20 protein-coding genes are annotated in these 22,569 nt (G+C 41.8%); 12 read left to right on the forward strand and 8 right to left on the reverse strand.

The window, feature by feature from the left end:
- Positions 1-96: 96 nt before the first annotated feature.
- Both HUK62_RS04100 and HUK62_RS04105 read left to right on the forward strand, forming a co-directional pair.
- On the forward strand, positions 97-1,557 hold the full coding sequence (locus HUK62_RS04100; RefSeq protein ID WP_176537160.1) for a helix-turn-helix domain-containing protein: 1,461 nt from the start codon (positions 97-99) through the stop codon (positions 1,555-1,557).
- A gap of 206 nt (positions 1,558-1,763) precedes the next feature.
- Positions 1,764-2,636: an IS5 family transposase gene (locus HUK62_RS04105; RefSeq protein WP_176537161.1), complete on the forward strand. Its 873-nt coding sequence runs from the start codon at positions 1,764-1,766 to the stop codon at positions 2,634-2,636.
- A gap of 350 nt (positions 2,637-2,986) precedes the next feature.
- On the opposite strand, the gene HUK62_RS04110 is transcribed toward HUK62_RS04105, so the two are convergent.
- Positions 2,987-3,487: a YqhA family protein gene (locus tag HUK62_RS04110; RefSeq protein WP_110976010.1), complete on the reverse strand. Its 501-nt coding sequence runs from the start codon at positions 3,485-3,487 to the stop codon at positions 2,987-2,989.
- 155 nt (positions 3,488-3,642) lie between these two features.
- A protein-coding gene (locus HUK62_RS04115) for an IS3-like element ISAcsp5 family transposase (RefSeq protein ID WP_176537162.1) occupies positions 3,643-4,772 on the reverse strand; the annotation gives its coding sequence in 2 pieces (ribosomal slippage) (positions 3,643-4,520 and positions 4,520-4,772; 1,131 coding nt in all).
- 110 nt (positions 4,773-4,882) lie between these two features.
- Between HUK62_RS04115 and HUK62_RS04120 the strand changes: the two genes are divergently transcribed.
- Together HUK62_RS04120 and HUK62_RS04125 are read left to right on the forward strand one after the other, a co-directional pair.
- Entirely contained in the window at positions 4,883-5,122 is a 240-nt protein-coding gene (locus tag HUK62_RS04120) for an abortive infection family protein (RefSeq protein ID WP_267314095.1), read from the forward strand.
- Positions 5,123-5,845: 723 nt separating this feature from the next.
- The gene (locus tag HUK62_RS04125; RefSeq protein ID WP_151836233.1) at positions 5,846-6,490 is read left to right on the forward strand and encodes a HEPN domain-containing protein; all 645 of its coding nucleotides are present in this window, start codon (positions 5,846-5,848) and stop codon (positions 6,488-6,490) included.
- 61 nt (positions 6,491-6,551) lie between these two features.
- Here HUK62_RS04125 and HUK62_RS04130 read toward each other — a convergent pair whose 3' ends face one another.
- Positions 6,552-7,742, reverse strand: coding sequence for an MFS transporter (locus HUK62_RS04130; protein ID WP_176537163.1), 1,191 nt, complete (start codon positions 7,740-7,742; stop codon positions 6,552-6,554).
- Between the two features lie 1,065 nt (positions 7,743-8,807).
- On the opposite strand from HUK62_RS04130, the gene HUK62_RS04135 reads away from it, so the two are divergent.
- The 6 genes from HUK62_RS04135 to HUK62_RS04160 all read left to right on the forward strand — a co-directional run bounded on the left by HUK62_RS04135 (position 8,808) and on the right by HUK62_RS04160 (position 14,674).
- Entirely contained in the window at positions 8,808-9,935 is a 1,128-nt protein-coding gene (locus tag HUK62_RS04135) for an NAD(P) transhydrogenase subunit alpha (protein ID WP_125274079.1), read from the forward strand.
- Between the two features lie 11 nt (positions 9,936-9,946).
- Complete coding sequence (locus HUK62_RS04140; protein WP_004692331.1) at positions 9,947-10,270, forward strand: proton-translocating transhydrogenase family protein; 324 nt, start codon at positions 9,947-9,949, stop codon at positions 10,268-10,270.
- A 3-nt stretch (positions 10,271-10,273) separates the two neighbouring features.
- Positions 10,274-11,728, forward strand: a complete 1,455-nt coding sequence (locus tag HUK62_RS04145) for an NAD(P)(+) transhydrogenase (Re/Si-specific) subunit beta (RefSeq protein WP_004692329.1) — start codon at positions 10,274-10,276, stop codon at positions 11,726-11,728.
- Positions 11,729-11,825: 97 nt separating this feature from the next.
- Complete coding sequence (locus HUK62_RS04150) at positions 11,826-12,527, forward strand: FG-GAP repeat protein (protein ID WP_176537164.1); 702 nt, start codon at positions 11,826-11,828, stop codon at positions 12,525-12,527.
- A gap of 184 nt (positions 12,528-12,711) precedes the next feature.
- Positions 12,712-14,049: an ammonium transporter gene (locus tag HUK62_RS04155; protein ID WP_176537165.1), complete on the forward strand. Its 1,338-nt coding sequence runs from the start codon at positions 12,712-12,714 to the stop codon at positions 14,047-14,049.
- A gap of 16 nt (positions 14,050-14,065) precedes the next feature.
- On the forward strand, positions 14,066-14,674 hold the full coding sequence (locus HUK62_RS04160) for a hypothetical protein (protein WP_176537166.1): 609 nt from the start codon (positions 14,066-14,068) through the stop codon (positions 14,672-14,674).
- Positions 14,675-14,721: 47 nt separating this feature from the next.
- On the opposite strand, the gene rsfS is transcribed toward HUK62_RS04160, so the two are convergent.
- The 5 genes from rsfS to HUK62_RS04185 form a co-directional block, all read right to left on the reverse strand.
- A complete protein-coding gene (rsfS, locus tag HUK62_RS04165; RefSeq protein WP_004692321.1) occupies positions 14,722-15,126 on the reverse strand; it encodes a ribosome silencing factor in 405 nt (134 codons plus the stop codon).
- 75 nt (positions 15,127-15,201) lie between these two features.
- Positions 15,202-15,996, reverse strand: coding sequence for a TIM barrel protein (locus tag HUK62_RS04170; RefSeq protein ID WP_176537167.1), 795 nt, complete (start codon positions 15,994-15,996; stop codon positions 15,202-15,204).
- A gap of 15 nt (positions 15,997-16,011) precedes the next feature.
- The gene (locus tag HUK62_RS04175; protein WP_176537168.1) at positions 16,012-16,887 is read right to left on the reverse strand and encodes an NAD(P)-dependent oxidoreductase; all 876 of its coding nucleotides are present in this window, start codon (positions 16,885-16,887) and stop codon (positions 16,012-16,014) included.
- A gap of 34 nt (positions 16,888-16,921) precedes the next feature.
- Positions 16,922-17,710, reverse strand: a complete 789-nt coding sequence (locus HUK62_RS04180) for a crotonase/enoyl-CoA hydratase family protein (RefSeq protein ID WP_176537169.1) — start codon at positions 17,708-17,710, stop codon at positions 16,922-16,924.
- A gap of 113 nt (positions 17,711-17,823) precedes the next feature.
- Complete coding sequence (locus HUK62_RS04185; RefSeq protein ID WP_176537170.1) at positions 17,824-20,637, reverse strand: ATP-binding protein; 2,814 nt, start codon at positions 20,635-20,637, stop codon at positions 17,824-17,826.
- A 153-nt stretch (positions 20,638-20,790) separates the two neighbouring features.
- On the opposite strand from HUK62_RS04185, the gene cysM reads away from it, so the two are divergent.
- Positions 20,791-21,720, forward strand: coding sequence for a cysteine synthase CysM (gene cysM, locus HUK62_RS04190; protein ID WP_005400763.1), 930 nt, complete (start codon positions 20,791-20,793; stop codon positions 21,718-21,720).
- Positions 21,721-21,742: 22 nt separating this feature from the next.
- Positions 21,743-22,564: a 3'-5' exonuclease gene (locus HUK62_RS04195; protein WP_004692313.1), complete on the forward strand. Its 822-nt coding sequence runs from the start codon at positions 21,743-21,745 to the stop codon at positions 22,562-22,564.
- Positions 22,565-22,569: the final 5 nt, after the last annotated feature.

Below are 22,569 nucleotides of genomic sequence, written 5' to 3' on the forward strand. Positions count from 1 at the left end.
TATGGTACAGGTAAAATTTTGTTGTGGTATCTACTTAATTTATTGCCAGTATTACCGTATTGAAAATCCATACTGAAGAGAATTGAAAGATAGCTAATGAATGCTGAACATCCACTACTGCTAGAAATTCAAAAAGGCGAAAGCAAGACGCTAGAGTTTAAACAGCAGTTACCTAAAGGCCAGCAAATCGCCAAGACTTTAATCGCCTTTGCAAATAGTAGTGGTGGTAAGTTGATTGTTGGGGTTTCGGATGATCGGCAGTTGGTTGGGATTCGAGAAGATATCTTTGACCTGCAAGATAAAATTACCTCAATGATTTATGAGTTGTGCAGTCCGCAACTGGCAGCACAAATCTATATTGAAAATATTGCAGGCGTAGAATTATTGGTTGTGGAAGTGGCTCGGGGAAGTTTATTTCCATACTATCTTAAATCTGTGGGGCGTGAGCAAGGTACGTATATCCGCTTAGGTGCAAGTAACCGTGTCGCATCACCTGAGAATATTCAACAACTGGAATTGCAACGCCTCAATGTGAGTTTTGATTCGTTAGCAAATTATCAATACCCTTTAGAAAAACTAGATTTAACAGTATTGGAAACGGCTTTTAAAGCTGCTGATAAGGCACTTACCTTAGAAAAAATGCTGAACCTAAAGTTGGTTATAGAGGAACAAGGGCAGCATTATGCCAGTCATGGCTTATTGATTTTATTGGGTAAATATGAGCATGTCATGACCCAGTGTGCCCGATTTAAAGGCACAAATATGAGCGTGTTTTTAGATCGTAAAGAATATACAGGGGATTTGTTTTCTCAAATTGAGCAAACAGAAATTTTTATTAAAAATCATTTGTCTTTGCGTGCCGAAATTCGTGGATTAAAGCGTTACGATTATTTGGAAATTCCAGAAAATGCCATCCGTGAAGCCTTAGTCAATGCTTATGTTCATCGGGACTATAGTAATTTTGGACGCAATATTAAAGTTGCTGTTTATGATGATTTGATCAATATTGTATCTCCAGGTGGATTACCTAATGGTTTAACTGAAGCAGATTTGTTGCAAGGACGTTCAGAAATTCGTAATCGGGTATTGGCTCGTGTGTTTAGAGAGCTAGGTTATATTGAGCATTGGGGTAGTGGTCTGCAACGGATAAAACAAATCTGTGAAGCAGAACATTTAACCACACCTGAATTTTTGGAAACTGGTGATTTTTTTGATGTGAAGTTATATCGTCCTGTGATTGAGTCATTAGGTGGTTCAATAGGTGGCTCAATCGAAGATTCAGGTAGCTCAATAGGTGGCTCAATCGAAGATTCAGGTGGCTCAATCGAAGATTCAGGTGGCTCAATGGTAAACACTGAAATATTGACTGACCGACAAAATGAGATTTTAGTTTTAATTCAACAAAATCCTAAAATTTCTTATCGTGATATGGCGGTACAGTTGGGTATCAATAATTCGGCAGTAAAAAAGCACCTCAATCATTTAAAAGATGCAGGTTGGCTTGAGCGTGTTGGTGGAACACGTGGGTATTGGTTAGTTAAAAAAGAAATTGAGTAATTTTAGTTGTTTATCGAGCCACCGTACATGTTGCCGATCAAGCTACCGTACAAGCTGGCGATCATGTTCGACATTTGATTTTAGTGATGAATGGCTTTGTTGCACAAACCTATCTGTAAAGGCTTATCTAGCAATATAATTCTCAAATGAATAAGCCCGCACCTAAAACCTATCGCACAACCAATTAGTCTTCTTACAACCGAGCTTTGGTGAATCGAGGAAATATCTTGATCTGGTTTGACCCGACTACTCAATGGTATGCACAACCAAAAGGCAAACATGGTAGAAATCAAACTTATTCTGATGCGGCTATTCAATGCTGCCTTATGATCAAATCACTATTTCGACTCTCTTTACGCATGGTCACTGGCTTTGTTCAGAGCCTCATTAAACTTTGTAGATTAGATTGGACAGCGCCAGATTATTCGACTATTTGTAGAAGACAAAAGCATATTGATATTGCAATTCGCTATCAAAAAAGTCGTGATGGTCTCCACCTACTCGTCGACTCTACTGGCTTGAAGTTTTTAGGTGAAGGTGAATGGAAACGTAAGAAACATCAGCCTGAATATCGTCGCCAATGGCGTAAACTGCATATTGGTATAGATGCTGAAACGCTGCAAATACGGGCCGTTCAGCTCACGACAAACAATGTCAGTGATTCACAAGTACTCGAGGATTTACTTGATCAAATTCCACTTGATGAGCAGATTGATTCTGTCTATACAGATGGTGCTTATGACACGAAACACTGCAGAAAAGTCATTTCAGATCGACAGGCACATGCGGTGATTCCGCCAAGAAAAAATGCGAAGCCCTGGAAAGACAAAAAGCTGAGATCTTTAGAAAGAAATGAATTGTTGAAAACGGTTAAATGCCTAGGAAGAGCAATTTGGAAAAAGTGGTCTGGGTATCATCGCCGAAGCTTGTTCGAAACCAAGATGCATCGCATCAAATTATTGGGAGATAAACTCAGTGCACGGAGTTTTCAAAGCCAGGTGAATGAGATTCATGCACGTGTGGCAGTGTTAAATAAATTTATGGAATTAGGCCGAGCTCATACCCAAGTTGTCACTTAAATTTGAGTCGCTTAGGGTAGTTCTATTTTTTAAATCTTTGTGCACCAAAGCCATTTGGAGTTAGAAAAGTTCCGAATCCTGATCGGGATTTTTTTAGAAAATTTTTGGCAGTTTCTAAGAATATTGGATCATTTTTTGGTTTTTTTCTTATGGAAAAACCAAGCATGCAGATTTTTTGATTAAAAAAAGAGTGCAGTATTTCTATTTGAAGCTGCAATCTTTGATGCAATTTTGAGTTTAGTGAAGTTTGAATCAGACATTTTTTCTCAATACATGACGATCTCTAATCTTAACTTCGATTAAATGCTCAAATGAAAAGAGTAATTCTAAATGAGTCCTTGCGATTTAAGTTATTCATCGTCTTTGTGATGATCATTATCTAATAGCTTACAAGTAAAAATTATTGCTAATATGACTAGGCTAGAAGAAATACCAGCATATAAGTTGGCTAAAGTTCCACCAAAAACAACAATATCTTCTAAAAACAAGATGACTATAACTATAATAGATACATGTAATATAATAACTTTTAGATCATGAAACTTATTAATTGATAGTGTCTTAAGAAAAGAACTATTGTCAAAAATAGCTTGTTGAATAAATAATTTATAAAAACCTGCTGAAATTAAATGAAATGTAATAGCAATTAACGAGACATCGAGGATTTTTAAAAATTTAACAACAACTATTTTTACTTCAAAATTAGTTGCATATATATTTTTTATAATAAAAATTATTGCATCAATTAGAAGATATATAGTTGATAAATATAAAAAAATAGAAGATATTATGCAATTTATAATAACTATAATAACTAAAAATCTACTCTTTTCAAAAAAATTTTGTAGCACTTGATAACATCCCTTAAAATGAAAAAAAACAAACAACTATTAATCAAAATCGCGGATAAGAAATTGATTTGAAAATGAAGAAGACTAATGTGGTTCCGTTAATTAGACCACTCAATTCAGTTTTATAAGTGATAAATCCGCTCTAAATATTTAAATTATGCTGCCATTACTTTTAGTAAATGTTGATCATAAAATTCATTCGGTGTTGCCTTATTCAAACTTGAATGAGGACGTATCATGTTATAAAAATCCAAATATTCAGCAATTGATTGTTTCGCTTGTTTAACCGTATCGTAAGCCTTCAAATAGACTTCCTCATGCTTCACGCTGCGCCATAAACGCTCAATCATTACATTATCCATCCATCGTCCTTTCCCATCCATACTGATACGGATATTTCGCAATTTTAACTCATTCAAAAATGCCTCGCTTGTGAATTGACTGCCTTGGTCTGTATTAAAGACTTCAGGACAACCATATTTCACAATTGCTTCTTGCAACGCATCTATGCAAAAGTCTGTTTCCATACTGATCGATACACGATGAGCCAGTACTTTACGACTATGCCAATCTATAATTGCACACAGATAGACAAAGCCTTTAGCCATAGGAATGTACGTGATATCTGTACACCAGACTTGATTAGAGTGATCTATGACCGTGTTTTTCAACAGATATGGGAAAATACGGTGTGCAAGATTAGGCTTACTGGTATTGGGTTTTGGATACAAGGCATGTATTCCCATCAAGCGCATTAAACGTCGAACTTTACGCCGACCTATTTGATGTCCTTGACGCTGTAGCATATCTCGTATCATTCGACTGCCCATAAATGGGTAGTCGAGATGAATTTCATCAATCAGACGCATCAAACTCAAATCAGTTAATGAAATCTCTTTGGGCTTGTAATACAACGTACTGCGATTGATTTGAATCAACTGTGATTGTTGTCGTACCGAAAGTTGATGGGTCTTATCGATCATTTTTTGCCGCTCAGCTGCCCTATTTTTCTGAGCGCACCTTCTAAAAAATCAATTTGCAATGCCTGATGTCCTATCTTGGCATGTAGAGCTTTGAGGTCAATCTCAGGTTCTTGTTGTGCTGTTGGTCCTGAAAAAATATTGACTGATTGTTCAAGCAGTTGATTTTTCCAATCAATGATTTGGTTTTGATGTAAATCGAATTGAGTAGAAAGTTCAGCGAGTGTGTGATCGCCTTTAATTGCTGCGAGAGCAACTTTAACTTTAAACTCTGCTGAATGATTACGACGTTTTCTTCGTGTCATGATTGACTCCAAAAACAAGCATTTCCCATGCTTATTGGGGAGTAGATTATCACTTATAGGCATGGTCTAAAATCCTAGACCCACATCAATTTACAGTTGTTAGAAAAGATTTGAATATCAGTACAGATTCCATTGAGGATGAAGATATATTAAAAATAATATCAGGGATATTAAGTACAGTCGACGGTATTTCTGCGCTAAGGACTCATGCGAGTTCTGCACATGGAGCGGGTATTCGGACGTATAATTTGCAGCCTAGACATGCCAGACTTGCTATTCATTCTGCTCATACTATCGCACTATTTTTACTTGAATCATGGAGTCACAAAAAGAATAAAATTGCGATCTAAAAGTATTTAGTAAAATATGTAAATATTTTTAATAGAAAATTTACGCCATTTTTACGCCATTCTAAGAATATTATTTAATTAAGTTTTTGATTTAGTTAGTTAAATCTGTTTTAAGTGTCCAATCCATCATCGGGGCAACACTGATTCGCGGAGATTGAGGGGTTTCAATGGTTTTGTCAGTATTCATTAAAAAATCAGGCTCTTGATCAGTGTTCGTTAGCTTCTATCTGCAAATACACGGTTAATGTATGTCTTGGAGCAGAAGCGGTGCAAAGAAATATGTGGGAAATTACATGAAAATCAGATGTCGCAAAGCCAAAGCATCAATCCATTTATTGAGCACGATACAGCACAATGTAATGAGCTGAAATGCATTCATTACCGATAGGAGGATCTTTGGGAGTGGACGAAAAATGAAACTCGGTGCTTCATTTTTATTCAGGTATTTCCGATAGCACGCAATACTATCACAAAAATGGAATACATTCATTGAGAGGTATTATCTGCTTTTATCAACCTTAGAACTTATAATTAATGGTAAGAGGAGCAGCCAATATTCATTAGATACATTCAAATATAGAAAACAGAATGTTTTTTTCGATAGAACATTCACACTGAACTTGTGGGATTTATCAATCATTATGTCCTAGCAGGATTAAATTGAATTTAGCTTAATCATTCAGTATGTTGAATATATAGAAGAATAAAGTATAGGAAAAGCCGATGTTGCTTTTAGAAGAAATTTTTAAAACTAAAAAAATACAACAGAGTGATGAGTTTAATCTGAGAATACATCGTGGGCTGAGTTGGTTAAAGCAAGCATTCCTGCTCGATCATGATCCCGATTTGCAATTTATCAGCCTCTGGATTTCTTTCAATGCGATATATGCACAAGACTTGGGGCAAAGTCAGGACAAACAGAGTTTACGTCAGTTCTTACATTTAATTTGCCAGCATGATGTCGATCATAGAATTTATAGCATTTTATGGGACAAGTTTAGTCAACCCATTCGTATGCTCTTAGACAACCAATACACCTATCAAGGCTATTGGGACTATCAAAATAAGAAAATTGGTTTAGAGGTCTGTAAGGCTCAGCTTGAACAAGAAAAGAAAAAAGTGGCGAAAGCGCTACAACAGAAGCATTCGGTCGATATTTTATTGGTACTGTTTAACCGTTTATATACCTTGAGAAATCAGCTGATGCATGGCGGTTCAACCTATAAGAGTTCATTGAATCGCAAGCAGCTACAAGATGGCTGTCAAATTTTATCTGCTTTGCTGCCCGCATTTTTGTACATTGCTTTGGAGAATGCCGATAGTCTCGACTTGGGTAAACCATTTTACCCAGTGGCTCAGGTCAGTTAGCGCTCAAAATGAAGTGCCCAAACAAAAAGACAGTTTACTGAGTAAACTGTCTTTTTGAAGGTTAAGCAATACTCTGTTTTTTGCTATATAGGGTATCCAGCAGAGCAAAGACACCCGCCATCATCACCAGTGTAATACCGACTAAACACGTACTACTCCAGCCGCCGTGATGCCATGCATAGACACCCAGCGCCGAGCCACACGCACCACCAATAAAATATAAGGTCATATAGATGGAGTTCACCCGCGACTTCGCATCGGGGCTTAAACGGAAAATCACGTTTTGGTTACAACTGTGTGTGGTTGCAAGCCCTAAGTTAATCAGTGCATAACCGATGATGTAGCTGATGAGTGAACTCCCGCCTAAATATAGGAACACCCAACTGAGGGCTAACGTCCCGCAGCCGACCCAAGTCAAAAGCAGGGTATAACCGCGATCGGCCCATTTACCAATCCACTGAGTGGAGAGTGCACCAAATACGCCGACCAAAGTTACCACGCCGACTAAGACATCCGAAAGTTGAAATGGCTCAGAGGTTAAAAGTAGTGCAATGGTTGAAAACAGCATACTCATAGCTGCAAAAGCAAATCCACCCGTGATTGAGCGAAACACCAAACGAGGCTCTTGTTGCAGCAGACTCCCCATGGACTTAAAAATGTCGAAATAGGTGATTTTAAGTTTTGGTAGTTGAGGCAGTTTTCCTTTCATCAGAAGGGCCAAAGCAAACATGGCGATGCCACTCAGCACATAAATCATTTTCCAGTGCCATAAGTCTGAGAGTAATCCAGCCACACTGGTCGATAGTAAAATCCCGACCAATAAGCCACTCATAAGGAAACCGACCACTTCTCCCGTTTTTTCAGGTTTGACTGCCATCGTAGCCAGAGGAATCAGCACTTGTGCTGCGACAGAAAAGAGTCCCGTAATAATGGTACCCAGCCAGAGCATCGATAAGTTGGTAGATGTCGCACAGATAAACAGTCCAGCAGATGCGCCAAACATCAGGAATGGAATCAGTTTGGCTTTGTTCAGCATGTCGCCTAAGGGCACAATGAACAGTAAACCCAAAGCATAGGAGACTTGCGCAAAGGTCACGGTCAAAGCCACTTGTTCTTCTGGGGCTTGAAAGCTTTGCTGAATAGAGGAAATCAAAGGCTGGCAATAATAGTTTGCCCCTGCACATAAGCCACAGACAATTGCCATCAGCCAGAGCAGAGATTTGTCTCGACTGATGTCGAAAGAAGTATTCATAATGAGCCTTTGATGAGGGAGTATTTTTTTCAGAAAGACGTTTACATCGTGCGTGAGCTAAATAGATGCATCGTTTCAGAAATTGTATACGAAGCTGAGGCAAAAGCCTAAAACAGGCGAGAAATGACCGCATCAAAAAATGAGTCGAAGATGAAGACACAGAAAATAGCATGACCTGTTCTCAGGAGAGTATTTTCGTCTAATACAATCAAAAAATAATGATATTTCGAATTTCCTGTCAAAAAATGATAAAAATCTTTAAAAAATTCTGAACGCACCCGTCTATTTTGTATGAAATTGTTGCATTCGATCATTTTCACTCATAAAGCATACCAAGCATTTGGGGCTGATTGTTGAAATATTCATCTATTCAAAGTGTTTTTGCTCAATTATGGTGCGTTTTTGCTTAAGGCTAGTGTGTCAATGCACGCCATTATCATCCCATAAAATATGAAAAAAACATTTTTGTTGGTCGTTCCGCGTTTTAGATCTATTTAAACGTGATCAATCCCTCCTCGTATTTTTATATGATCCATTTCAAATACACGTTTCAGTTGGACTAAATTTTGAGCATTGGCATTTTTGATCGATGAAACATAGGAACAGGCCAATTCTAAGCTTTTGCAAATGGGGCAAAACTGTCATTCAAGTCAATGCCTGCAAAGTTTACGCGACGGCAGATGGTAAAGCTCGATGAATAACAGGTTCGGGTTAATGTGAACGTGGCGGTCCATATTCTTGGATTGGTCAAAAAGATCAATACTGCGGAATTAAAGGACTTGGTTTTGTGCAAAAAAAGTGCAGATTTTAGTGTAAAAAGATCTGTAGCTCAGAATTTGAATAGAAATAAATCAATTTTTAAGCGGATTCAAAGTAAATAAACGAGATATCACCCAATATTTTTTATGAATCACCAGTTCAGTATATGGGTATTTATTAAATAAATAGTGGGTGGTATTTTAAAAAAGTTTCATTAGAATCCAAAAATTCATAAGAACATCCTGTGAGAAAACATTGCCTAATCGGTGATGTTTACTTTAAGAAAAACTAGCTTGAGGGACGCTCATGCAGATCGGAATTCCAGCCGAAACTGTCGTCGGTGAAAATCGTGTAGCCGCAACGCCAGAAACGGTAAAAAAGTTGATCAGTGCTGGTCATAGTGTAGTGATTGAACGTAGAGCAGGTGTGAAAGCTGCTTATATCGACAGTGCTTATGAGCAAGTCGGTGCTACGCTGACAGATGATGCCTATACCGGTAGCCAAATGATTTTGAAAGTACGTGCCCCTCAGGGTGCTGAAATTCAAAAGCTTGCGCCAAATACATCGGTTATTGCCATGTTTGACCCGTACCGTAATACGGAGCTTGATCAATTTGCATCACAACACGTGTCTGCATTTGCTTTGGAGCTACTGCCACGAACTTTATCTCGTGCGCAGAACATGGACGTATTATCTTCACAAGCCAACTTATCAGGCTACAAGTCAGTGCTTCTTGCTGCAGCAGAGTACCAGCGCATGTTCCCAATGTTGATGACGGCTGCGGGTACTGTAAAACCTGCACGTGTCGTGATCATGGGGGTTGGTGTTGCAGGTCTACAAGCGATTGCGACAGCAAAACGTTTGGGTGCTGTGGTTGAAGCAACGGATTTACGTCCGACTGCAAAAGATCAAGTGGAATCTTTGGGTGGCAAATGGTTAGACGTACCTATGTCAGCGGAAGAACAGCAAAAAGCAGCCGATGCTGCGAAAAACGGTTATGGCTGGATGCCAGGTGAAGACTATATCCGTGATCAAGCGATTATTGTGGATAAAGCTGTATCGAATGCTGACATCGTGATTACCACTGCACTTTTACCAGGTCGTGATGCACCTCGCTTAATTAAAGCTGAAACGGTTGCCAAAATGAAACCCGGTTCAATCATCCTTGATATGGCTGTTGAAACAGGCGGTAACGTTGAAGGCTCTAAAAATGGTGAGAATGTTGTGACTGACAACGGTGTGACCATTTTAGGGATTCCAAACATTCCGTCTACGGTTTCCACTGAAGCTTCTGCTTTGTATGCACGAAATGTCTTGAACTTCTTAGATACTTTATTTGATGCAGAGAAAAACTTTGCCATCAATCCTGAAGAAGAAATTCAAAAAGCCCTTCTAGTAACTCATGGCGGTCAAGTACTGCTGAAGCGTGGTTAAGGAGATAGATCATGGTTGAAACAATTACAATTTTCGTCCTTGCCATCTTTGTAGGCTACTACGTCGTGTGGGGCGTTACGCCTGCACTACATACACCGCTTATGGCAGTAACCAATGCGTTGTCATCGATCATCGTGGTGGGTGCAATGATTCAAACGGTGGGGATTCCTGCAATTGGTGTTGATGCGAATGTTGCATTCCAAAGTGTGAATGTGGTGAGCATCTTAGGTGCGATTGCGGTGTTCTTAGCAAGTATCAATATTTTTGGTGGCTTCGCAGTAACTGCGCGCATGCTTGAAATGTTCAAGCCAAAGCAAAAGAAAAAAGAGGGCTAATATATGGAATTCATTCGAGACTATGCGGATTGGTTCTACCTGATTGGTGCTGTCCTCTTTATCTTAACTTTACGTGGTTTGTCTGGCCCGAAGACGGCAATTCAAGGTAACCGTTACGGCATGATCGCAATGGCGATTGCTGTAGTGACCACCTTCTTTGTGGCAGATCATCCTGTGATTTGGATGATTGGCGGTGCGATGGTGCTGGGTGCGATTGTGGGTATTGCCCGTGCGCGTACTGTACCTATGACGCAGATGCCTGAAACGGTCGCATTGATGCACTCTTTGGTGGGTCTGGCTGCGGTATTAATTGCAATTGCTGCAATTCTACATAACAACCAACTGACTGCGTTATTTGCACAAAATGAAGCTGCATTAACTGCTGCGGGTGTGCAACATGCACACATGAGCAAGGTTCATTTATTTGAATTGTTCGTGGGCTGTTTCGTCGGTGCGATTACCTTTACAGCGTCTGTATTTGCTTATGGTAAATTGGCTGCAAAAAAATGGGCGAAAACCATTTCTGGTGCATGGGTTAAACCTGTACAAGCACTGATTTTCCTTGCAATGTTGGCGTGTGGTGTGTATTTCTTCACAACAGGCAACATGAATGCATTTTGGGCTATGACTGCACTTGCTCTTGCATTCGGTTGGGTGTGGATTGCACCAGTCGGTGGTGGTGATATGCCGGTGGTGGTATCGCTATTGAACTCCTTCTCTGGTTGGGCAGCAGCAGGTATTGGTTTCACACTTGAAAACAATATGTTGATCGTTGCGGGTTCACTGGTGGGTTCTTCAGGTGCGATTCTGTCTTACATCATGTGTAAAGCCATGAACCGTTCAATCATCAACGTTTTGTTTGGTGGTGCAATGGGCGGTACAGCGGTAGCTTCTGCGGACAAAGGCGAACAAGCACAGCGTAACCATCGTTCTGGTTCAGCAGATGACGCTGGCTTCTTGATGTCAAATGCAGACAGCGTTGTGATTGTACCGGGTTATGGTATGGCGCAAGGTCGTGCACAAAATGCGGTGAAAGAACTGTGTGAAATCTTGAAAGAACAAGGTGTAAAAGTACGCTTTGCCATTCACCCAGTTGCAGGTCGTATGCCGGGTCACATGAACGTACTTTTGGCTGAAGCAGACGTGGCTTATGAAGACATCTTAGAGATGGATGAGATTAACTCAGACTTCCCTGCAACAGATGTGGTGCTTGTGATTGGTGCGAACGACGTGGTGAACCCTGCGGCGAAAGACGACCCAACATCTCCAATCTATGGCATGCCAATTCTTGAAGCACATAAAGCACGTACCATTATGGTCATCAAACGTTCTATGGCGACAGGTTATGCAGGTCTAGACAACGATTTGTTCTATAACGAAAAAACCATGATGATCTTCGGTGATGCGAAGAAAGTGGTTGAAGATATGACCAAAGCAATCAATGGTGGTGGACACTAATCCTCCTCCTAGAGTGTATAAAGACCACCTTCGGGTGGTTTTTTTATGTTTGCAGCTTTTGCTAAGATGATGTTTAACTTTTCAATAAGAAAACAATATGAACATAAATCAGATCTGGTTTCAGGTGCTGCTGATCTTTGGTGGGTGCGTTTTGAGTCAAGCTACTCAGGCTCAGGTCTTCGAAATAAAAAATGCATCGAAACGCTATGATGTAAAAATGACGACGAACTGCACGGACAGTAGCTGTGATGGACAAGCCAATATTGATCTTTACCTAAAAGGGACAACACAGCACTTTCAGCATTTTTCCTCGGCTGAATTGACGATAGATTTGGACGAAACTTACAAACCGTCTGTCAATGTGGTGCAGCTTTATGGTGAGCAAAGCGCATTAATTTTTGCTGACTTTAACTTTGACGGGAGTGAAGATGTCGCCATCCGTAATGGTAACTATGGTGCCTATGGTGGACCAACCTACGATGTTTATGTCTTTCATCGAACCAAGAATAAATTTGTTTTGAGTGAGGAGTTGTCGGCCTTAACCCATGAAAATTTGGGCATGTTTGAGGTCGATCCAAAACAGAAAAGAATCTTAACTTCCAATAAAAGTGGATGTTGTTATCACATCCGTTCGGAATATATCGTGATTCCTAAACATGGCTTGAGTTTAGTCAGAGAATTTATTGAAGATGCAACAGTTCAAGCGGGAAAGGTTAAAGTGACAGAGCGAATGCTGAATCTTGGTCGTTGGATAGAGAAGGTCCACTATTATGCTGTGGATGAGTACTATAAAAACTAAAAGCTATGTTTTATCAATCCGCTTATAAATTCATTTTGACCTCTTGTATGGTGTATCGCTTTTTCACCTTGTTTGAATTGTCCATTTATATTGGTGGGCATGGATCATGATTAAATATCTGTAAGGTGTTGGAACACTGGCATTGATTTTGCAGTTGAGATGAATAATCTTTGGGGGATTATTCATGAAAAAAATAAAATACTTACTCTTCTTCGTGTGCTGTATTGCCTTACCCAGTTTTGCCGCAGAGTCCTTACCAACACAGGCTCAAGATATTCAAGAAATTCTTCTCTCGCTTGACAGTGTTTGGGTGGTGCTGGGTGGCATCTTGGTGTTTTTCATGCAAGCAGGTTTTGCCCTGATTGAAAGTGGTTCGGTGCGCTCTAAAAACACCATTAATGTACTCATGAAAAACTATATGGATGCGTGTTTAGGGGGCTTGGTCTTTTGGTTGATTGGCTTTGGTTTGATGTTTGGTGTCAATACGAGTGGTTGGATAGGAACTTCGCATTTTGCACCCAATGCCATGGATGACTGGCACTGGAACCTCTTGTTCTTTCAAATGATGTTTGCGGCCACCGCCACGACGATTGCCAGTGGGGCGATGGCTGAGCGGATTCACTTTGTGGCGTATATCGTGAGTGCTGCGGTGGTCAGTGGTTTGATCTACCCGATTTTTGGTGCATGGGCTTGGGGGAGCTTATTTGATGGTGAAGGTTGGCTAAAAGCCATGGGCTTCATCGACTTTGCTGGTTCAACGGTGGTGCATTCGATTGGTGGATGGGTGGCTTTAGCCGGAATTATTGTACTGGGACCCCGTTTAGGGCGGTTTGGGCGCAATGGACAGGTCCATTATTTGGCAGGACATAATTTACCGTTGGTGGCGCTAGGCGGTTTTGTTCTATGGCTGGCATGGTTTGGTTTTAATGCGGCCTCTACTGTGAAGGCGGATGTGAGTATTGGGCGGATTGCCTTGAATACACATTTGGCGGCGTGTGCTTCGGCAGTTGCCTATATGGTTTATACCCTAATACGTGGTAAAGCAATTTTAATGCGCGGCACCATTAATGCCTCCTTGGGTGGGCTGGTTGCAATTACGGCGGGCTGTGCAACCATGAGTCCAGTGTATGCCATCATCAGTGGGGCGGTTGCTGGTGTACTGGTCAGTATTTTACCAGTGGTGATGGAAAAACTCCGCTTGGATGATGTGGTCGATGCGGTGACTGTGCATGGTTTTTGTGGGGCATGGGGCACATTGGCTGCGGGGTTGTTTTTTGAAAACCAAATGTTTAATGCGGGGATCATTGCGGTACAAGGCTTGGGTATTTTGACAGCCTTTGCATGGGGCTTTGGTGTGGCATTGATCGTCTTTAAAATCTTAGACGCCGTTCTTGGTGGTTTGCGGGTGAGTAAACAACATGAACAACGTGGCTTGGACTATACCGAACATGCAGAACTGTCTTATCCCGAGTTTCAGCGTGATGTGACGTTTGAAACTGATGATATGAACAAACGTCATTAATGAAAGAGGATAGCTCATGTCGACTGAAACATTAACTATTTTACAAAAACGCCAAGCGATCGAGCGTGGACTGAGTCAGTACTTACAAGGAACACTTTTAGAGCAAGTACTGAATCACTGGGAAGCGAAATATGGTGATCAACCCTCCTTTGTCCTGAATCGTTTTTTGAGTGAAATTTGCACCACAGAAGAATTACGTTACTTTCGAAAAGACATGCTCAAAAATGTCTTGGCCGAGATGGCCCAAGTTGAAAAACAAGTATTGTTGAATCCATCTGCAAAAGCATCGAAAAGCGAACAAGGGGGAGCAGAGTTACTCGATGCATTGACGTTTTTTATGCAAAATATCTGTCAAGCAGTCAAAGCCGTTGATGTGCAGGAGTTTGAGCGTGAGGTGAAAATGCAGCTAGAGGCTTTATCCATTGTGGTCGATAAGTATCAGGCCTTGAATGATCGAGCGGTGCTCGAAGCTTTGCCCATGACTCAATATGCGCAGGTCTTGACGGTCTGTTATGAAAATTATTGTGAATTTTATGGTCCAGCAAAAGCAGATCAACTCTATGCCCACGTGAAGCGCCAAGTGAAAGAGCGTTACCCAATGGTCGATATGCATCGCTTAATTTAAATAAAATTAGACATAAAAAAAGCGACCTTCAGGTCGCTCTTTTCATATTAGGCTACAGTTTCTTCTGGGGCTGCACGCCAAAGGCTTTCTAAGTCGTAGAAACGACGTGCTGTTGGCAACATCACGTGCACAACAACAAACCCAAGATCAATCAAGATCCATTCTGCATCACGTTCGCCTTCGACACCGAGAGGGCGAAAACCTGCTTTACGTGCTTCTTCAGCAACGTTATCAGCAAGTGCTTTGATGTGACGCGTTGATGTACCGCTTGCAATCACAATTGCATCAGCGACGTTGCTGATTAGGCTGACATCAATCGCTAAAATATCTTTTGCTTTTACATCTTCAAGGGCTTCATGTACAACTTTTAAGCAAGCTTGTACGTCGGCAGCTTGGGTATTCATTGCGAAATCGTGAGAATTAGAAGCGCTGGGCGATGGTTCTAAATTCATAAAGGGAATTTTTCCGGACAATAACTCATCTTATAATATAGCGTTTTTAGGCGAAAATTTCAAATCTGCAATGGCTCAACTTTGAGGATGTGCGGCAAAGTATTTTGCCTTCCATGCAAAGGACTGAGTTGAAACAGTTTTTGGTCGATATTCCGCCGCAATAAAACCGTCATAACTGCTGTGTTGTAGCCATTCAAAAATATTTGCATACATAATTTGTGCAGTATCTGGTTCATGCCGCCCCGGGCAGTCTGCAAATTGGATGTGACCAATAGCTTGAATATTTTCTTGTAGCCCTTGCAACACATCCTCACCCATCATGGCCATGTGATAGCAGTCGTATTGCATTTTAAGTGCAGGATGTTGTACTGCTTCTAGCATTTCCTGTGCTTGGGCAATGTTTTGCACTAAGAAGCGCGGCATATCCGTGCCGTTGATCATTTCAAAGACAGGTTGAATGTCATGTTCACTGAACATGTGGCAGGCCAGTTTCAGGTTTTTGGACAAGGTATTTAAACAGGGCAGTAGGTCGGCATCTAAGGGTTGTTTGCCAGCAAGGATATTTACACTTGGCACTTTGAGTGCGCTGGCATATTGCACTGCCAACTGAAGAGCGTGATGAAACTCTAGCTCTTTGCCAGGGATGCCTGCGAGTCCATTTCCACCGGTCATTAAGTCACCCGCAGGAACGTTAATAAGGCAGAGACTTAAGTCATGAAGCGTAAGCTGAGTTTGAATTTGTTCAATGCTGAGTTCGTAGGGAAATTGGATTTCCACATGTTTAAAGCCAGCGGTTTGAGCCAAAGCAAAACGCTCAAGCAGCGGTACTTCGGTAAAAATCATGGATAAATTTACAGCAAGTTTGGTCATGATTTTCTCCTGATTTTATTTGGCTTGTTGTTCTACTTGTAAGATGACTGAGGCAAGATCAGCTTCAGCATAGCCTTGTTGTTGGTGTGCTTGCAATTGCTGAAGTGCTCGCGCTGCAACAGGAATGTCGAGTTGGTGCTGCGCAGCAAGTTGCACAGCATTGTTCAAGTCTTTGGACAGGGTTTGAACTTTCCACTGTACGGGCTCAAACAGGTGGGTCGCCATACGTGGACTTAAAATTTGGAAGGGTTTCGAATCGGCAAAACCACCTGCAAGCGCAGGTGCAAGTAAGCGAGTGTCCACGCCAGCTTTGGCTGCTAAAGCAACCGCTTCTGCAATCAGAGTGCTATTTGCTGCCACAATCAGTTGATTACAAATTTTGGTGGCTTGTCCTGTTCCAATGTCGCCCATACAGGTGACACGTTGCGACAAGATATTATAAATCAAAGACAAGTCTTGAATCGTCTGTGCATCGCCACCAGCAAAGATGACCAGCGTACCTTGTTCCGCACCGATAGTTCCCCCTGAAACAGGTGAGTCGATCCATTGCACCTGTTTTTGTTCGGCACGTGCTGCAAGACTCAGGGTTTGCTCCACCGAAAGACTGGAAAAGTCGATGATTACTTGCTTCGCCGTCAAAAACGGTTCGATTTGTTCATAAACGCTGAGTGCGGCTTTGTCATCAGCTAAACAGGTCAGAACTACGGGATATTCAGCAATACTCTGTAGCGCTAAGTCTGTCGCTCCCAAATCAATGAGTGCGTCGCAGGCGCTACTGGTACGGTTCCATACAGCGACCTCAAAACCTGCTTGAAGTAAGCGGGTGGCCATACGGCTTCCCATGAGTCCCATGCCGAGAAATGCAATTTTAGTGTGTCGATCGAAACTCATGGGACCCTCTTTGTTTGTCAGTGGTTAAATACTATTATTTGTATTGGCGTGGTAGATACTGCACGTCGGGTTGTTTATCTTTCTTACGTGCGATTTGGCTATTTTTACCTAACAGTAATTTGAGTTGCCAAATTTTTTCCAAACGTAAGGATTTTTTAGGCTCATGCTGCATCGCATCTAGCACATATTTAGAGGCCATGAGCGCATCTGGTGAGCGTTGTAACATTTCTTCTGCAATGGCTTGAGCTTTAGCAAGCGGTGATTCATCAAGATGTGTGACTAAGCCAATTTCTTTGGCATAAGCTGCATCGAAAATACGTGCCGTAAGTGTTAATTCTTTGGCAAGATCTAGTCCGATCAAACCTTTCAAAGAACGCGTTAGTCCCATATCCGGAACGAGTCCCCAACGGCTTTCCATAATCGACATTTTGGTTGCAGGGTGTGCCACACGAATATCTGCCGCTAAAGCCAATTGCATGCCAGCGCCAAAGCAAAACCCTTCAATCGCGGCAATCACAGGAACAGGCAGTTCTTGCCAAATTAGGAAGGCTTTTTGAAAGAGGCTTTGTCCAGGTTTGATCAGTTCCCACGCGGCATAGGCACGATTCTTCGGATTGTTCAAATCGGCAAGATCAATGCCTGCACTAAAGACTTGCGCTTCACCAGTAAGGATGACACAGCGAATGCTGCGGTCTTTTTTAATTTTTTCAGCAGTTTTAACCAATTCGCGCAACAGGTCGAAACTCATCGCATTGCGTTTGTCTGGACGGTTAAGTGAAACAGTGGCAATGCCGTTTTTGTTTTCAATGCGAAGTAAAGCCATGATGAGAACTCTTATTTTTTGCTGGCACGGAGCATAGCATAGCTCCCGTGTGGATAAATGACACCAAGAGTCACATCGAAACTTGCCTTTGGTGTCATGCTCTTTTAAATGTTTTATGGGCTATGTTTGATTAAAATTTGCTGTGCCACATGTTGTACTTGTTCAATCACGACTTTGAGTTCATTGAAACGCTTGATGGTTTCTTGAACAAACTGTTCATCGGCTTTACGACGCTCTTTACGTAAGGTTGAAACAAACTGTTCAAATGTCCCTGTTGCTTCTTGTAAGTTGGGTACACCGACATAGCGTGTTGCACCATACAGACGGTGTAACACATGCTCCAATTGTGGGAAATCTTCCATTTCAATCAACTGCTTCATTTCATGCAACTCAGTATCAAAACTGTCCATTAACATTCGCAATAAGTCGACCGCTAAATCTTCTTTATTGGCGGCTAACTGTAGGCTTTGCTGCCAGTCGAGTACCTTCGGATCGAGTGCTTCAATCACGATGGCTTTTTCAACAGGCGAGCCTTTATTGAAGCGATCAGTGGTCCAATGGGTCAGGATTTGAATGAGCTGATCAATTTGAATCGGTTTGGTGACATAGTCATCCATGCCGACTTGCAGTAGTTTTTGTTTTTCATCGGCCAATGCATGTGCGGTGAGGGCAATAATGGGCAAGCGCTTATGATTTTCAATGGTTGACTCCAGCGCACGAATGGCACGTGTGGTATCGACACCCGACATGACAGGCATTTGAATATCCATAAACACTAAATCAAAAGCTTTGCTGTTGTGTTCAGCGCGCTCTTGTAGAATCTCTAAGGCTTGTTGACCGCTTAAAGCTTTTGTTGTCGTGACATTCAACTCGCCCAGTAGGGCTTCAAGGACAATCAGGTTAGGGAGATGGTCATCCACCGCTAAAATATGTAAGCCTTGACCATTGAAGGACTCCATTTCGTCTTCTTCAAATAGCGGTTGATTGCTGAGTAATTGAATCAAAGTACTCCGACTGAGTGGTTGGTATAAGGGTCGTGCGCGATACTCATTCAGCGTGGTCAAATCAAGTGACATCTGGTAGCCATAAACTGCAAGGTTACCGCTATAACGCTGACGAATTTCTTTTAATAAGGCTTCGGTATCACCACTATGATCAACAATTAACCATGTATTTTCCACATCTTGAGGCAGTCTGTTGAGGTGACTGAACAAGTCTAAAATTGAACTCGATTCGATGTGCTCCACAGCATAGTCTTCAAGATAATGACGCAGAATATTGGCCGTTGCAGGATGTGCCAAATACGAAACCACTTGCATGTCGCTAAACTGAGGATGCTCAACGTACTCATCTTCTTCATTGACCATAAACATGGCTGTAAACCAGAAGGTGGAACCTTTTTCGGTGGGCGCGCGTTCTTGGTTGTCCTCAAATCCAATTTGCCCCTGCATCAAATGCACTAGCTGTTTGGAAATCGCTAAGCCTAGACCTGTACCGCCAAATTGGCGCGTGACTGAAGCATCACCTTGCGAGAAAGACTCAAACAGTTTTTTGCGGTCGGTTCCACTGAGTCCGATGCCGCTGTCTTGTACACTAAAGTGCAATAGGCACTGTCCAATATCATCTTGTTCCATTCTTGCGCGGACGATGATCTCGCCATCAGGAGTAAACTTAATGGCATTGGAAATTAGGTTGGTTAAAATTTGTTTGAAGCGTAGGGCATCTCCAACCACATGCTTTGGCACATTGTCGGCATAGTAAAAGGCCATATCGATATGCTTTTGTGCAGCAAGAGGAGACAGCATATCCATAACATCAAAAATTGCTTCTTCTAGATCAAAAGTTGCAGTATCGAGTTCTAGTTTACCTGCATCAATTTTTGAAAAATCTAAAACATCATTAATCAGTGCCAGTAAGTGTGCAGATGATTTTCGGATGGTTTGTAAATAAAGATTTTGATCATTGTTAAGGTTGTCTTGACGCAGTAAGAGGTGAATAAAACCATCAATACTGTTCAGTGGCGTGCGCAGTTCATGGCTGATATTGGCCAAGAATACTGACTTGGATTGACTGGCTGAAATGGCTTGGTCACGCGCTTGACGATAGGTAATGTTTTGCACTTCTAAAGTGTCAAGGGTTCGACGTAAATCGTCTTCTGTCTGCTCAGTGTGTTCTTTCAATTCTAAAAAACTAAAATGCAGGCGTTTCACCACATTGGCAATATCGCGCTGTAGTAAGCGTAATTCACCGGTACTGTTAATCAGCATGTGCTGATCGAGGGTGTCGGCATTTAAACGTTGCAGCTGCATGCGAATTTCATACATCGGCGCAATCCAGCGACGCGAGTAGAAATTTAAACAGAGTAAAAGCAATAAGAGTGTCAACAGACCTGTCGCAATCAACACAATCAACACGCGATAACGGGCAATTTGTAAGGGTTGGTTATCTAATTCAACCACCAACTGTGCAGGCGTGCCTGTAAATTGGTTGATGGGTAAACCATATACCGTATTGCCTTTAAAATTCATCGGGCCAAAAAAATCAGTATTTTTTTTCAGCGCAGGCCACGGCGCTTGGTCTTGGTAGCCAATGCTGAGTTTGTTATTGCCTTTTTCATCAATAATTGCGGCACGAATCAGATGTTTTTCATCTAACATCTTTTGCATCAAATAACGTGCATTTTCATACTGCCAAGGGGAGGCATTCACCAAATTGATCGCCGCTTCCGCATCTAGCTGATAGCGCGTTAAAATTGCAATCGCCATTTGTCGCTGCTGGGCTTTGGCGGCATTTGAAGTTTCGGTAATAACCAGTAATGCACCTACACAGGCCAAAATCATAATCGGCACGAAAATAAGTGCAATCAGCTGTCCATAAGCATGGTTTAAGTGCAGACGATTAAATAACTTTTTATTGATATTTGACATGGTGCAAGTGATTTATTCCCTATGCTTTGAAGTGTAGCACGCTTTATAAAAAATCGATGGTGCTTTAATCACTTTCACGAAAAAGCACGCTAAATGGGTGCAGGGACAGGCATTTTTCCATACAATAGGCGCACCTCGATCAAGGTAAAAAGAATGAGTACTACATCCACTGATTTTCAAGCAGACGAATTTTTGTTAGATCACTATGTTGGAAAAACTCCACTGGTGCGTTTACAGCGTCTGGCAAGTCACACTCAAGCAACAGTATTGGCAAAGTTAGAAGGCAACAACCCCGCAGGTTCTGTCAAGGACCGTCCCGCGTATAACATGATTATGCAAGCGGAAAAGCGAGGGCAAATCCAGCCGGGCGATACCTTGATTGAAGCGACCAGTGGAAATACCGGCATTGCACTGGCAATGGTTGCTGCGATGCGTGGCTATCAGATGAAACTGATTATGCCCAACAACATGAGCCAAGAACGTAAAGATGCCATGCGTGCTTATGGCGCGGAACTGATTGAAGTGACCAAAGAACAGGGCATGGAAGGTGCACGTGATTTGGCTTTGCAAATGCAAGAAGAAGGCAAAGGGCATGTACTCAACCAGTTTGGTAATCCTGATAATGTTGAAGCACATTATTTAACGACTGGGCCTGAACTTTGGCAGCAAACAGGTGGCAAAATCACTCACTTTGTGAGCTCAATGGGCACTACAGGTACCATTATGGGGGTCTCTAAATATCTCAAAGAGATGAACCCCGACATTCAAATTATTGGCTTACAGCCATCGGATGGTTCAAGTATCGCAGGGATTCGCCGCTGGCCTGAAGAATATTTACCAACGATTTTTGACCGCAGTCGGATTGATCAAATTATTGATATTCCGCAAATTGAAGCGGAAAAAACCATGCGTAAATTGGCGCAAAAAGAAGGGATTAGCGCAGGAACTTCTTCAGGTGGTGCGGTGTGGGCATCGATTAAAATTGCTGAAGAAAACCCTGGTGCTGTCATTGCGTGCATTATTTGTGACCGTGGTGACCGTTATTTATCGACGGGTCTTTTCTCTGTGGTCGATCCTGAATAAAACAATAAAAGAGAGTCCTGCTATGCGTTTACCCGTTCTCACCTTTGATATTGAAACAATGACTGATTTGAGATCGGGGGCGCATTTATATGGTTTAGATTTGCCTGAGGCTGATTTGGAGGCGGCACTGACCAAGTTGCGTCGCCAAGAATCAGGCATGGATTTTCAGCGTTTGGCTTTGCATGAAATTGTGTGTATTTCAGGCTTGTGGTTGGATGACCAAGGCCAGATGAAACTTTTTTCTTTTAGCCGTGAGCAATATTCGGAAGCAGAAATCCTCAGTAAGTTTTTATCCATATTTGATAAGCGCTTACCAACTTTAGTGAGTTGGAATGGCGCTCAGTTTGACTTACCTGTAATCATGCTTCGCGCTATGTATCATGGTTTAACTGCACCTGCTTTGTTTGATCAGGGCGAAATTGACACACAAAAGCGCTATAATAACTATCAGAACCGTTATCATCAGCGTCACATCGATCTGATGGATGTGATGGCAATGTTTAATGGACGTCATTTCCAAAAGCTAGATGATGTTGCTCATTTATTGGGATATCCCGGTAAACGGGGCGATGGAGCTTATCATGTACCTGAATATGTTCGGGCACAGGAGTGGCTTAAACTCACCAGTTATTGTGAAGGTGATGTGCTAAATACATGGTTGGTGTATTTGCGTTGGCTCTTACTCAAAGGGCAATTGCTCGCTCAAGATCATCGTCATTTTATCGATCAAACCATCCAGTTTTTACAGGCTCAACCGCAGCATCAAGACTTTTTGTCGGTGTGGCGTGAGACCTCACAGCAGACGGCCTTTACCGCTGCCGATTTTTCCCCTTCCCATCTTTAGGTACA

This window comes from Acinetobacter sp. NEB 394 (assembly GCF_013374795.1).
Classification (GTDB): domain Bacteria; phylum Pseudomonadota; class Gammaproteobacteria; order Pseudomonadales; family Moraxellaceae; genus Acinetobacter; species Acinetobacter johnsonii.

Coding starts and splice junctions, on each gene's coding strand:
- HUK62_RS04100 (WP_176537160.1), top strand. CDS start 97: ATGAATGCTGAACATCCACTACTGCTAGAAATTCAAAAAGGCGAAAGC.
- HUK62_RS04125 (WP_151836233.1), top strand. CDS start 5,846: ATGTTGCTTTTAGAAGAAATTTTTAAAACTAAAAAAATACAACAGAGT.
- HUK62_RS04130 (WP_176537163.1), bottom strand. CDS start 7,742: ATGAATACTTCTTTCGACATCAGTCGAGACAAATCTCTGCTCTGGCTG.
- HUK62_RS04135 (WP_125274079.1), top strand. CDS start 8,808: ATGCAGATCGGAATTCCAGCCGAAACTGTCGTCGGTGAAAATCGTGTA.
- HUK62_RS04140 (WP_004692331.1), top strand. CDS start 9,947: ATGGTTGAAACAATTACAATTTTCGTCCTTGCCATCTTTGTAGGCTAC.
- HUK62_RS04145 (WP_004692329.1), top strand. CDS start 10,274: ATGGAATTCATTCGAGACTATGCGGATTGGTTCTACCTGATTGGTGCT.
- HUK62_RS04150 (WP_176537164.1), top strand. CDS start 11,826: ATGAACATAAATCAGATCTGGTTTCAGGTGCTGCTGATCTTTGGTGGG.
- HUK62_RS04155 (WP_176537165.1), top strand. CDS start 12,712: ATGAAAAAAATAAAATACTTACTCTTCTTCGTGTGCTGTATTGCCTTA.
- HUK62_RS04160 (WP_176537166.1), top strand. CDS start 14,066: ATGTCGACTGAAACATTAACTATTTTACAAAAACGCCAAGCGATCGAG.
- rsfS (WP_004692321.1), bottom strand. CDS start 15,126: ATGAATTTAGAACCATCGCCCAGCGCTTCTAATTCTCACGATTTCGCA.
- HUK62_RS04170 (WP_176537167.1), bottom strand. CDS start 15,996: ATGACCAAACTTGCTGTAAATTTATCCATGATTTTTACCGAAGTACCG.
- HUK62_RS04175 (WP_176537168.1), bottom strand. CDS start 16,887: ATGAGTTTCGATCGACACACTAAAATTGCATTTCTCGGCATGGGACTC.
- HUK62_RS04180 (WP_176537169.1), bottom strand. CDS start 17,710: ATGGCTTTACTTCGCATTGAAAACAAAAACGGCATTGCCACTGTTTCA.
- HUK62_RS04185 (WP_176537170.1), bottom strand. CDS start 20,637: ATGTCAAATATCAATAAAAAGTTATTTAATCGTCTGCACTTAAACCAT.
- cysM (WP_005400763.1), top strand. CDS start 20,791: ATGAGTACTACATCCACTGATTTTCAAGCAGACGAATTTTTGTTAGAT.
- HUK62_RS04195 (WP_004692313.1), top strand. CDS start 21,743: ATGCGTTTACCCGTTCTCACCTTTGATATTGAAACAATGACTGATTTG.